Genomic DNA, 12,997 nt, shown 5'->3' with positions numbered 1-12,997 from the left:
AGCTGAGGTGATACCATGTTTAAAAATAGTATTGTACAAGTGTCACAAGATTTTGAACGATTCAATGATGAAGAGCTTATTGAAATGGTGCATCAAGGTAATACAGATGCGTTGGATTTTTTAATTACAAAATACCGTTTGCTAGTAAGAGCAAAGGCGAGATCCTATTTTTTAATTGGCGCTGATAAAGAAGACATTGTACAAGAAGGAATGATTGGCTTGTATAAAGCTGTCCGTGATTTTAAAGGGGACAAGCTAGCTTCTTTTCGGGCTTTTGCGGAGTTATGTATAACAAGACAAATTATTACCGCTATTAAAACAGCAACAAGGCAAAAACACATTCCACTCAATTCCTATGTTTCGTTAGACAAGCCTATTTTTGATGAGGAATCTGATCGTACATTAATGGATGTATTAACAGGTGCTATTATGGATGATCCAGAAGAGTTAATGATTCATAGAGAAGAGTTTGGTTATTTAGAAGAAAAAATGAGTGAGATTTTAAGTGAATTAGAGCTGCAAGTGCTAGCACTCTACTTAGATGGACAATCCTATCATGAAATTTCCGCGAAATTGAATCGTCATGTGAAGTCAATTGACAATGCTTTGCAACGAGTAAAGCGGAAATTAGAGCGTCATTTAGTGCTCGAGGAAATGTCGTAGAGGTCACTTACCCTTGTTGACATTGACAATTTTAGGTGTTAGTCTTTAAAAGACAAAGTGCCAAAAAAGGTGATTACATGACAAAGAAAGTCGTGCTAAATTGTGAAAAATGCGGTTCGAGAAATTACACATTTCCTGCTAAGGGAGATTCTACTGTACGCCTCGAATTAAAGAAATTTTGCTCGCATTGCAATGAACATACAGTGCATAAACAAACGCTATAAAATATTTTGTAAATAGACAGATATGATTGATTCGGAGGTTAGGCTAGAATGGGTAAGATTAAAAGTTTTTTCAGCGACGTAATGTCGGAAATGCGAAAAACTAGCTGGCCAAAAAGTAAAGAACTGACGAAATATACAGTCGTTGTAATTTCAACTGTAGTAATTATGGCTTTATTTTTTGTGTTAGTAGACTTAGGTATTTCATCATTATTCCGCTGGTACTTAGATTTATAAATTAGAAAAGAGCATGTTAATACTTTTGAAAATAGCCCGTCCTTTCCAATAACGGGTTTTTTCGTTTGTTTTATGAAGTAAAGAGCAGTAAAATGTTCTCATTATGATAAGCGTGCTACTAGTAAAAGTATGTTGGTAGCGATAGATGACTATGCTAATTAGGTATTTATCATCGGGCTTTCGCTTGCTATGGCGAAAGCTATGTTTTTCTATTGAGAAGCTTGTGAAAAGAATAAAGGATGCAAAATTGCATATCGCGATCATTTTCACTTTTATTAGTAAGGGAGGGACGGACGAGTAGTCCTAGCAGTTATGGAGAAAAATTGGTATGTTGTTCATACGTATTCAGGGTATGAGAACCGTGTAAAAGCAAACCTAGAAAAACGTGTTGAAACAATGGGAATGCAAGATAAAATCTTCCGTGTTATCGTGCCTGAGCATGAGGAAACAGAAATGAAAGACGGCAAAAAGCGCACAATGATGCGTAAAGTTTTCCCTGGTTATGTCCTAGTAGAACTAATTATGACAGATGATTCTTGGTATGTTGTACGTAATACACCAGGAGTAACTGGCTTTATCGGTTCATCAGGTGGTGGAGCAAAACCAACACCTCTATTACCAGAGGAAGCAGATCGTTTATTACAACAAATGGGCATGACAGAAAAAGTTGTTGAAATTGATATTACAGTTGGTGAAGCGGTTGAAGTATTAGAAGGACCGTTTGCACACTTCCAAGGGCGTGTTGAAGAAATTGACGCTGAAAAAGGAAAACTGAAAGTATCTGTAGATATGTTTGGTCGCGAAACAATTATGGAACTGGATTTTGAGCAAATTCAAAAATTGTAATTTAAAATTCTAGTAACTAATTCGTGTATGGTTGAGCGTATATCGCAAATTTTGTTAATTACTACTTGCTTAAAAAAATTAAAAGTGGTATCATTTCAAAGGTCAGACTGTCAAACTTCGGTTGACGTCTGTAATGATAATTTTAATGTTATCGGCACTTAGCTGACAGACAGATATTGAGTGGGAGGGGCAACCCAATTACCACATCACGGACTTAAGGAGGTGTGTCTCGTGGCTAAAAAAGTTATTAAAGTTGTTAAACTTCAAATCCCTGCTGGTAAAGCAAACCCAGCTCCACCGGTTGGTCCTGCATTAGGTCAAGCAGGTGTGAACATCATGGGATTCTGTAAAGAGTTCAATGCGCGTACTGCTGATCAAGCTGGTCTTATTATTCCAGTTGAAATTTCAGTATTCGAGGACCGTTCATTCACTTTCATTACGAAAACTCCACCTGCAGCAGTTTTACTTAAAGTAGCAGCTGGTATCCAATCTGGATCTGGTGAACCAAACCGTAAAAAAGTTGCAACGGTTAAACGTGATAAAGTTCGCGAAATCGCTGAAACTAAAATGCCAGACCTTAACGCTGCTTCAGTTGAAGCTGCTATGTTAATGGTTGAAGGTACTGCACGAAGCATGGGTATTGTTATCGAAGACTAATTCCCATTTACTTGATGTTTTTGTTTTTTGGAAGGTTGCGGAGTTTCTTTGTGAACGCGCAACCTTTATTCGTGGGAGGTAAAATCCGCTATAACCACAATCAAGGAGGAAATATATAATGGCTAAAAAAGGTAAAAAACTGCAAGATGCAGCGAAATTAATCGACCGTAACAACGTATACGGCGCACAAGAAGCAATCGAACTTGCTCAAAAAACTAGCACAGTAAACTTCGACGCTACTGTAGAAGTTGCTTTCCGTTTAGGAATCGATACTCGTAAAAACGACCAACAAATCCGTGGTGCAGTAGTGCTACCAAACGGTACTGGTAAAACTCAACGCGTATTAGTTTTCGCTAAAGGTGAAAAACTTAAAGAAGCAGAAGCTGCTGGCGCTGACTATGTAGGCGATGCAGAGTACATCCAAAAAATCCAACAAGGTTGGTTTGACTTCGATGTAATCGTAGCAACTCCTGACATGATGGGTGAAGTTGGTAAACTTGGTCGCGTATTAGGACCTAAAGGCTTAATGCCAAACCCTAAAACTGGTACAGTTACATTTGACGTAACAAAAGCAATCGAAGAAATCAAAGCTGGTAAAGTAGAATACCGCGCTGACAAAGCTGGTATTATCCACGCTCCTATCGGTAAAGTTTCTTTTGCAACAGAAAAACTTGTAGAAAACTTCTTAACTGTATTTGACGTTGTTCAAAAAGCAAAACCTGCTGCAGCTAAAGGTACTTACATGAAATCTGTAAATGTTACAACTACAATGGGCCCAGCTGTTAAAATTGACGCTGCTAACGTAGTAGTAAAATAATTTATTTATATAAATCGGTTGACAGCTATCCGCATCTTTGGTATGATGGATGCTGTTGTGAATCATCCATTTGTACCGTAGACAGTAGGAGTGACTTGTCACTTAATGTTCCTACCGAGGACATCGGAATTCGGATTCTTATTTTAAAGATGATGACTTTCAGCCTCTGTGTCTATATGACTCAGAGGCTTTTCTTTTGTCGGTATAAATGACCCATTCTAATAGGAGGTGTCATCATGAGCAAAGCAATCGAAAACAAACAATCTCAAGTGCAAGAAATCACTGAAAAATTCCAAAGCGCTGCTTCTGTAGTAGTAGTGGATTACCGTGGTCTTAATGTTGCACAAGTGACTGAACTTCGTAAACAACTTCGTGAAGCTGGTGTTGAGTTTAAAGTTTACAAAAACACTTTAACTCGTCGTGCTGCTGAAGCTGCTGGTGTTGAAGGAATCAATGAAGTATTAACTGGTCCTAACGCAATCGCGTTCTCAACTGAAGATGTTGTAGCTCCTGCTAAAATCATCAACGAGTTCGCTAAGAAAAACGAAGCTTTAGAAATTAAAGCAGGTATTATTGAAGGTGCAATCTCTTCTGTTGAAGATGTTAAAGCACTTGCAGAACTTCCATCACGCGAAGGTCTTCTTTCAATGCTTTTATCTGTACTTCAAGCTCCAGTGCGCAACTTCGCACTTGCAACAAAAGCTGTTGCAGAACAAAAAGAAGAACAAGGCGCGTAATTTCTTACGTAGCATAACTTCCGCGGCTTGACCGCAAAAAAACTAAAACATATCCAATTAGGAGGAAATTATAATGAACAAAGAGCAAATCTTAGAAGCTATCAAAGCTATGACAGTTCTTGAATTAAACGATTTAGTAAAAGCTATCGAAGAAGAATTCGGTGTAACAGCTGCTGCTCCAGTAGCAGTAGTTGCTGGCGGTGCTGCTGCAGCTGAAGAAAAAACAGAATTCGACGTAGTATTAGCATCTGCTGGTGCTGAAAAAATTAAAGTAATCAAAGTGGTTCGCGAAATCACTGGTTTAGGTCTTAAAGAAGCTAAAGAAGTTGTAGATAACGCTCCTAAAGCTCTTAAAGAAGGCGTTTCTAAAGATGAAGCTGAACAAATCAAAGCTAAACTTGAAGAAGTTGGCGCATCTGTAGAAGTTAAGTAATCTCGTATTACTTTTATACAAAAGGAAGCTCGTCATTATGGCGAGCTTTTTCTTCATTCTGAGGAGGCGTAAAAATGTCAGATCACTATTATACAAGTAAGCCTCAAACTGAAAGTAAACCTCGTCACTGGACGTTCAAGTTACTTGGGCATACGTTTTCCTTTGAAACGGATGCAGGTGTATTTAGTAAAAGCGAAGTAGATTTTGGATCCCGTGTATTAATAGATGCGTTTCAAATGCCAGATGTGGATGGTGCTATTTTCGATGTAGGTTGTGGGTATGGACCAATCGGGTTGTCTATTGCCAAAACAAATCCTGAGCGAATAGTATTCATGATGGATATTAATGAGCGGGCAGTTGCGCTTTCACAAAAAAATGCGCAAGTAAACGGTGTTCAAAATGTACGAATATTTGTAAGTGACGGACTATCGAATGTTGATGATGAGGCGAAAGCTGCAGCTATTTTAACCAATCCTCCAATTCGCGCAGGAAAGGAAACGGTTTTCCGCTTTTACGACGGTGCGTATGATAAGTTAGTGACTTCTGGAGAGCTATGGGTAGTGATTCAGAAGAAGCAAGGTGCACCATCAACGGTTAGCTATTTAGAGGAAAAATTTTCTGAAGTCGATATTGTGGAAAAGAAAAAAGGCTACTGGATAGTGCGTGCAAAAAAATAAATGAAATATGTATAAAATATTGACTTGACAAAACGGCTATGATAATATGATACAATGCAAAAATATTATTTTGAGGTCGTGTGCCCTTTTGGTATATGAATGATTTAATATGGGTATACTTGCCAAGATAAGTTTAGTTAACCGAAAATGAGATCTTTTGAAGACTCGTTTTCTTTTTGTCTTTCGAAATCATACACTATTTGGATGATTTTGCAAAGACCTAATATCGCTTTATTGAGGGGTGAATGAGTTGACAGGTCAACTAGTTCAGTACGGACAACACCGCCAGCGTAGAAGCTTTGCGCGTATTAAAGAGGTGCTTGAGCTTCCAAATCTGATTGAGATTCAAACGGCGTCTTACGAGTGGTTCCTTGAAGAAGGTTTACGTGAAATGTTCCGTGACATTTCGCCGATCGAGGACTTTACAGGTAATCTTTCATTAGAATTCATCGATTATTCATTAGGTGATCCTAAGTACGATGTCGATGAGTGTAAAGAGCGAGATGTTACTTACGCAGCTCCATTACGTGTGAAAGTACGTCTTTACAACAAAGAAACAGACGAAGTGAAAGAGCAAGATGTATTTATGGGTGACTTCCCATTAATGACAGAAACAGGTACGTTCATTATCAATGGTGCTGAACGTGTTATTGTTTCGCAATTAGTTCGATCACCAAGTGTGTATTTCCATGATAAAACTGATAAAAACGGTAAAAAAGGCTTCGGTGCAACAGTAATTCCAAACCGTGGTGCTTGGTTAGAATATGAAACTGACGCGAAAGATGTAGTATATGTACGTATTGATCGTACTCGTAAGCTACCAGTAACAGTGTTACTTCGCGCACTAGGCTTCGGTTCAGATCAAGAAATTATCGATATTATCGGTGATAACGAGTATTTACGTAATACGCTAGAAAAAGATAACTCTGAAAGTACAGAAAAAGCACTTTTAGAAATCTACGAGCGTTTACGTCCAGGTGAGCCACCAACAGTAGAAAGTGCGAAAAGTTTATTATACTCTCGTTTCTTCGATGCTAAACGCTATGATTTAGCGAATGTTGGTCGTTACAAAATGAACAAAAAGCTTCACATCAAAAATCGTTTATTCAACCAAACGATTGCTGAAACGCTTGTTGATCCAGAAACAGGCGAAATTTTAGTAGAGAAGGGCACTGTGCTAGATCGTCGTACTTTAGATAAGATTTTACCTTACCTAGAGGATTCTTCTAAAGGCATTGGCTACCGCACTTTATCACAAGTTGGCGGAGTACTTGAAGATGACGTAACAATCCAATCTATTAAAATTTATGCTCCAAAAGATGAAGCTCAAAAAGAAATCAATGTAATTGGCAATGCCTACATTGACGAAGAAGTGAAGAACATTACACCTGCTGACGTGCTATCTTCAGTAAGTTATTTCTTCAACTTACTTTACCAAGTAGGGGCAACAGATGATATTGACCATTTAGGTAACCGTCGTCTACGCTCTGTTGGTGAATTATTACAAAATCAATTCCGTATCGGTTTATCTCGTATGGAACGTGTAGTGCGCGAGCGTATGTCTATCAATGATACAGCCGCTATCGTACCGCAACAATTAATCAATATTCGTCCAGTAATTGCATCTATTAAAGAATTCTTTGGTAGCTCTCAATTATCTCAATTCATGGACCAAACAAACCCACTGGCAGAGTTAACGCACAAACGTCGTCTATCTGCATTAGGACCTGGTGGTTTAACACGTGAACGCGCTGGTTTCGAAGTGCGTGACGTTCACTATTCTCACTATGGTCGTATGTGTCCGATTGAGACACCTGAGGGTCCAAACATTGGTTTAATTAACTCATTATCTTCTTTCGCTAAAGTAAATAAATTTGGTTTCATCGAAACGCCATATCGTCGTATTGACCACGAAACTGGCCAAGTAACAGATCAAATTGATTACTTAACAGCTGACGAAGAAGATAACTACTACGTAGCGCAAGCGAACTCACTATTAAATCCTGATGGTACATTCGTAAACGATGAAGTTGTAGGTCGTTTCCGTGGGGATAATACTGTTTTCAACAAGTCACAAATGGACTATATGGACGTATCGCCTAAACAAGTAGTTTCTGCAGCGACTGCATGTATTCCATTCTTAGAAAACGATGACTCTAACCGTGCGCTTATGGGTGCCAACATGCAACGTCAAGCGGTTCCTCTTTTAAATCCAGAAGCTCCGTTCGTCGGAACTGGTATGGAACACGTAGATGCGCGTGACTCAGGTGCGGCTGTAGTAGCAAAATACGATGGTATTGTTGAGCATGTAGAAGCTCGTTCAATCCACGTACGCCGCATTGAAACAATCGACGGTAAAGAAGTTAAAGGCGATTTAACAAAATATAAATTACAAAAATTCATTCGTTCAAACCAAGGTACTTCATACAACCAACGTCCACTTGTAAAAGTTGGCGAACGTGTGAAACCTCGTGATATCTTAGCAGACGGTCCATCAATGGAAAAAGGTGAACTTGCATTAGGTCGTAACGTACTTGTTGCATTCATGACTTGGAACGGGTTCAACTATGAGGATGCTGTTATCATGAGTGAACGCCTTGTAAAAGACGATGTATATACTTCAGTTCATATTGAAGAATATGAATCAGAATCTCGTGATACAAAATTAGGACCTGAAGAAATTACACGTGACATTCCAAACGTTGGGGAAGATGCACTTCGTAACTTAGACGAACGTGGTATTATCCGTATCGGTGCGGAAGTACGCGATGGTGATATTCTTGTAGGTAAAGTAACGCCTAAAGGGGTTACTGAGTTAACGGCTGAAGAGCGCTTATTACACGCAATCTTTGGTGAAAAGGCACGTGAAGTTCGTGATACTTCATTACGCGTACCACATGGTGCGGGCGGTATCATCCTTGACGTGAAAGTATTTAACCGTGAAGACGGCGACGAGTTACCACCAGGTGTTAACCAATTAGTTCGTGCTTACATTGTTCAAAAACGTAAAATCCGCGTTGGGGACAAAATGGCCGGACGTCATGGTAACAAAGGGGTTATCTCTCGTATCTTACCGGAAGAGGATATGCCATTTATGCCAGATGGAACTCCTGTCGATATCATGTTAAACCCGCTAGGCGTACCTTCTCGTATGAATATCGGACAAGTTTTAGAACTACACTTAGGTATGGCTTCTCGTTACTTGGGTGTTCATATGGCAACGCCAGTATTTGATGGTGCCAACGAAGAAGATGTGTGGGAAACAATGGAAGAAGCAGGGATGAACCGTGACGGTAAAACAATCCTGTATGATGGACGTTCAGGTGAACCATTCGATAACCGTGTATCTGTAGGGATTATGTACATGATCAAACTTGCACACATGGTTGATGATAAACTTCACGCACGTTCAACTGGTCCTTACTCACTTGTTACACAACAACCACTTGGTGGTAAAGCGCAGTTCGGTGGACAACGCTTTGGTGAGATGGAGGTATGGGCACTTGAAGCATATGGTGCTGCATACACACTTCAAGAAATTTTAACTGTTAAATCTGATGACGTTGTTGGTCGTGTGAAAACATACGAAGCTATCGTTAAAGGTGAAAGCGTTCCAGAGCCAGGCGTTCCAGAATCATTTAAAGTATTGATTAAAGAACTTCAGTCTCTTGGTATGGATGTTAAGATGTTAACAATCAATGATGAAGAAGTAGAGCTTCGCGATCTAGACGAAGAAGAAGATCTTCAACCTGCTGACGCACTTAACATTGCGCCACAGCCAGAAACAGAAGAAGAGCCAGTAGAGTCTTTTGAATAATGGATAAGTTCACATTCGTGTGAATATGGTCAAACTTATTTTTCAAATTAGTCGGGCAGGATTTAACGCCCTGCCCGACTTTCTTTACGAATGAAAACAATCTATTTTTAATCTTTTGTCAAAAGTATTTTGGCAAACGATTGTCGAGCTGCGTAAAAGAGTCTTTATAAAGACCTATAACTAGAGGGAGGTAGGCTCCTTGATAGACGTTAATGAATTTGAATATATGAAAATTGGTTTAGCTTCCCCTGACAAGATTCGTTCTTGGTCATATGGTGAAGTAAAAAAACCAGAAACAATTAACTATCGTACATTAAAACCAGAAAAAGATGGTTTATTCTGTGAACGTATTTTCGGTCCTACGAAAGACTGGGAATGTCACTGTGGTAAATACAAACGCGTTCGTTATAAAGGCGTAGTTTGTGACCGTTGTGGTGTTGAAGTAACACGTGCAAAAGTTCGACGTGAACGTATGGGTCATATCGAATTAGCAGCCCCAGTTTCTCATATTTGGTACTTCAAAGGTATTCCAAGCCGTATGGGTCTTATCTTAGATATGTCTCCACGTGCTTTAGAAGAAGTAATTTACTTCGCATCTTACGTTGTTATCGAACCAGGTGCTACAAACTTAGAAAGTAAACAATTACTTTCTGAAAAAGAGTATCGTGCATACCGTGAAAAATTCGGTAACACATTCGAAGCTGCAATGGGTGCAGAAGCAATTAAAAAGCTTCTTGGTAAAATCGATCTTGAAGATGAAACGCATTCTTTAAAAGAAGAGTTAAAATCTGCACAAGGTCAACGCCGTACACGTGCGATTAAACGTCTTGAAGTGGTAGAGTCATTCCGTAACTCAGGTAACTCTCCAGAGTGGATGATTTTAGATGTACTGCCTGTTATTCCACCGGAGCTTCGTCCAATGGTTCAACTAGATGGTGGTCGTTTTGCAACTTCTGACTTAAACGATTTATATCGTCGTGTAATTAACCGTAATAACCGTTTAAAACGTTTATTAGATCTTGGTGCACCAAGCATTATCGTGCAAAACGAAAAACGTATGTTACAAGAAGCAGTTGATGCATTAATCGATAACGGTCGTCGTGGTCGTCCTGTAACTGGACCAGGTAACCGTCCGTTAAAATCACTTTCGCATATGCTGAAAGGGAAACAAGGTCGTTTCCGTCAAAACTTACTTGGTAAACGTGTTGACTACTCTGGTCGTTCCGTTATCGTAGTAGGTCCAAACTTAAAAATGTACCAATGTGGTCTACCGAAGGAAATGGCGATTGAGCTATTTAAACCTTTCGTTATGAAAGAATTAGTAGAACGTGGTCTTGCACATAATATTAAATCTGCTAAACGTAAAATCGAACGTTTAAATAACGACGTATGGGACGTTTTAGAAGATGTTATCCGTGAGCATCCGGTACTATTAAACCGTGCACCGACACTTCACCGTCTTGGTATCCAAGCATTTGAACCAACACTAGTTGAAGGTCGTGCAATTCGTCTTCACCCGTTAGTATGTACAGCTTACAACGCTGACTTCGATGGTGACCAAATGGCGGTTCACGTACCATTATCAGCAGAGGCACAAGCTGAAGCTCGCCTTCTAATGCTTGCTGCACAAAACATCCTAAACCCGAAAGATGGTAAACCAGTTGTTACACCATCTCAAGACATGGTATTAGGTAACTATTATTTAACACTTGAGCGCGAAAATGCTCGTGGTGAAGGTTCAATTTTCTATGGACCAAACGAAGTGCTAATCGCATATGATACTGGCCATGTTCACTTGCATACTCGTATCGCGATCAAAGCAAGTTCACTGCACAATCCAACGTTTACAGAAGAACAAAATAATATGTTCTTACTAACAACGGTTGGTAAAGTAATCTTTAACGAAATCTTGCCTGAATCATTCCCGTTCATTAATGAACCGACTGATTTCAACTTAGAGCAAGTAACACCAGATAAATACTTCGTAAACTTAACAATTGACGAAGAAACTCTAGCAGAGCTTGAAGCAGATGCTGCTTACAATCAATTAGATGAAAAAGGTAAAGTTGACGCACAACGTTCAGCGGTACTTCGCAAATACTTTGCATCTGTACCTGTTGTAAACCCATTCCGCAAGAAATTCTTAGGAAATATCATTGCAGAAGTGTTTAAACGTTTCCACATTACTGAAACATCTAAAATGCTTGACCGTATGAAAAACTTAGGTTTCAAATATTCAACTCGCGCTGGTATCACTGTTGGTGTATCTGACATCGTGGTATTACCAGATAAAGGTGAGATCTTAGCTGAAGCACAAGAGAAAGTAGATAAAGTTCAAGCGCAATTCCGCCGTGGTTTCATCACAGAAGAAGAGCGTTATGACCGTGTTATCTCTAGCTGGAGTGCAGCGAAAGATGAAATTCAATCAAAACTGATGAAGTCGCTTGAGAAAACAAACCCAATCTTCATGATGTCTGACTCAGGTGCCCGTGGTAACGCATCTAACTTTACACAGTTAGCGGGTATGCGTGGTCTGATGGCCAACCCGGCTGGTCGTATTATCGAACTTCCAATCAAGTCTTCATTCCGTGAAGGTTTAACAGTATTGGAATACTTCATCTCAACACATGGTGCGCGTAAAGGTCTTGCCGATACAGCCCTAAAAACTGCCGATTCAGGTTACTTAACACGTCGTCTTGTAGACGTTGCACAAGATGTCATTGTGCGTGAAGATGACTGTGGAACAGACCGTGGCTTAACAATCGGAGCGTTAATGGAAGGTACAGAACTAATCGAAGCGTTAGACGAACGTATTGTTGGTCGTCATACGAAGAAAACGATTTTCCATCCAGAAACAGGCGATGTTATTTTAGAAAAAGACGGCTTAATCGACCAAGATATCGCTCGTATTATTACGGAAGCTGGTATCGAAGAAGTAACAATCCGTTCTGCATTTACATGTAATACAAAACATGGTGTATGTAAAAAATGTTACGGCATGAACTTAGCAACTGGTGAAAAAGTAGAAGTTGGGGAAGCAGTTGGTATTATTGCGGCTCAATCAATCGGTGAACCAGGTACTCAGTTAACAATGCGTACATTCCATACAGGTGGGGTAGCTGGAGACGATATTACACAAGGTCTTCCACGTATCCAAGAGATTTTCGAAGCACGTAATCCAAAAGGTCAATCTGTTATTTCAGAGATTGCTGGTACGGTGTCAGATATCACTGAAATCCGTGAAGGTCTAAAAGAAATTACCGTTCAAGGTGATGTAGAAACTCGTAAATACCAAGCGCCTTATAATGCACGTCTAAAAGTCATCGAAGGTGACGCAATCGAACGTGGTCAAGTATTAACAGAGGGTTCTATCGATCCAAAACAATTATTAAAAGTAAAAGACGTTTCAACAGTTCAAGAATATTTACTAAAAGAAGTACAAAAAGTTTACCGTATGCAAGGGGTAGAAATTGGAGACAAACACATCGAAGTAATGGTACGCCAAATGCTTCGTAAAGTGCGCGTAATTGAAGCTGGTGATACAGAATTATTACCAGGCTCATTATTAGATATCCACCAATTCTCAGAGGCAAATGCAGATGCTGTGCTAAACGGCAAAAATCCTGCAACATGTCGCCCTGTAATTCTAGGTATTACAAAAGCTTCATTAGAAACAGAATCATTCTTATCTGCTGCATCATTCCAAGAAACAACTCGTGTGTTAACGGATGCTGCAATTAAAGGTAAACGTGATGAACTTCTAGGATTAAAAGAGAACGTAATTATCGGTAAACTTGTTCCTGCAGGTACTGGTATGCAACGTTACCGTCAAATCCGCATTGAAAAAGATGAGCTTGACGCAGAAGATCTAGTTTCTGCTGAATAACTAAAA

General features: G+C 39.5%; 11 protein-coding genes and 1 other annotated feature. All 11 genes read left to right on the top strand.

Going from position 1 to position 12,997, the window contains the following annotated elements:
- Positions 1-15 precede the first annotated feature (15 nt).
- The 11 genes from sigH to rpoC all read left to right on the top strand — a co-directional run bounded on the left by sigH (position 16) and on the right by rpoC (position 12,991).
- On the top strand, positions 16-663 hold the full coding sequence (sigH, locus tag MHH88_RS21665; RefSeq protein ID WP_339260613.1) for an RNA polymerase sporulation sigma factor SigH: 648 nt from the start codon (positions 16-18) through the stop codon (positions 661-663).
- A gap of 77 nt (positions 664-740) precedes the next feature.
- On the top strand, positions 741-887 hold the full coding sequence (gene rpmG / locus MHH88_RS21660) for a 50S ribosomal protein L33 (RefSeq protein WP_080653390.1): 147 nt from the start codon (positions 741-743) through the stop codon (positions 885-887).
- 48 nt (positions 888-935) lie between these two features.
- On the top strand, positions 936-1,121 hold the full coding sequence (secE, locus tag MHH88_RS21655) for a preprotein translocase subunit SecE (protein WP_004233589.1): 186 nt from the start codon (positions 936-938) through the stop codon (positions 1,119-1,121).
- 312 nt (positions 1,122-1,433) lie between these two features.
- On the top strand, positions 1,434-1,967 hold the full coding sequence (gene nusG, locus MHH88_RS21650) for a transcription termination/antitermination protein NusG (protein ID WP_069514311.1): 534 nt from the start codon (positions 1,434-1,436) through the stop codon (positions 1,965-1,967).
- A gap of 231 nt (positions 1,968-2,198) precedes the next feature.
- Complete coding sequence (rplK, locus tag MHH88_RS21645; protein ID WP_004233593.1) at positions 2,199-2,624, top strand: 50S ribosomal protein L11; 426 nt, start codon at positions 2,199-2,201, stop codon at positions 2,622-2,624.
- Between the two features lie 118 nt (positions 2,625-2,742).
- Positions 2,743-3,441, top strand: a complete 699-nt coding sequence (rplA, locus tag MHH88_RS21640; RefSeq protein ID WP_024364384.1) for a 50S ribosomal protein L1 — start codon at positions 2,743-2,745, stop codon at positions 3,439-3,441.
- Between the two features lie 57 nt (positions 3,442-3,498).
- Positions 3,499-3,645: a sequence feature (ribosomal protein L10 leader region), on the top strand.
- 32 nt (positions 3,646-3,677) lie between these two features.
- A complete protein-coding gene (gene rplJ, locus MHH88_RS21635; RefSeq protein ID WP_024364383.1) occupies positions 3,678-4,178 on the top strand; it encodes a 50S ribosomal protein L10 in 501 nt (166 codons plus the stop codon).
- 73 nt (positions 4,179-4,251) lie between these two features.
- Entirely contained in the window at positions 4,252-4,611 is a 360-nt protein-coding gene (gene rplL / locus MHH88_RS21630) for a 50S ribosomal protein L7/L12 (RefSeq protein WP_010860618.1), read from the top strand.
- Between the two features lie 74 nt (positions 4,612-4,685).
- The gene (locus MHH88_RS21625; RefSeq protein ID WP_069514314.1) at positions 4,686-5,288 is read left to right on the top strand and encodes a class I SAM-dependent methyltransferase; all 603 of its coding nucleotides are present in this window, start codon (positions 4,686-4,688) and stop codon (positions 5,286-5,288) included.
- Positions 5,289-5,529: 241 nt separating this feature from the next.
- Positions 5,530-9,105 (top strand): DNA-directed RNA polymerase subunit beta, encoded by a 3,576-nt coding sequence (rpoB, locus tag MHH88_RS21620; RefSeq protein WP_176723245.1) that lies wholly within the window; start codon positions 5,530-5,532, stop codon positions 9,103-9,105.
- Between the two features lie 199 nt (positions 9,106-9,304).
- On the top strand, positions 9,305-12,991 hold the full coding sequence (gene rpoC, locus MHH88_RS21615; RefSeq protein WP_069514322.1) for a DNA-directed RNA polymerase subunit beta': 3,687 nt from the start codon (positions 9,305-9,307) through the stop codon (positions 12,989-12,991).
- The last annotated feature ends 6 nt before the right edge of the window (positions 12,992-12,997 follow it).

Source organism: Lysinibacillus sp. FSL K6-3209 (assembly GCF_037976175.1).
Taxonomy (GTDB): domain Bacteria; phylum Bacillota; class Bacilli; order Bacillales_A; family Planococcaceae; genus Lysinibacillus; species Lysinibacillus sphaericus_D.
The sequence above is the reverse complement of the archived record's forward strand: the minus strand, read 5'-3'. Positions and strand labels throughout refer to the sequence as shown.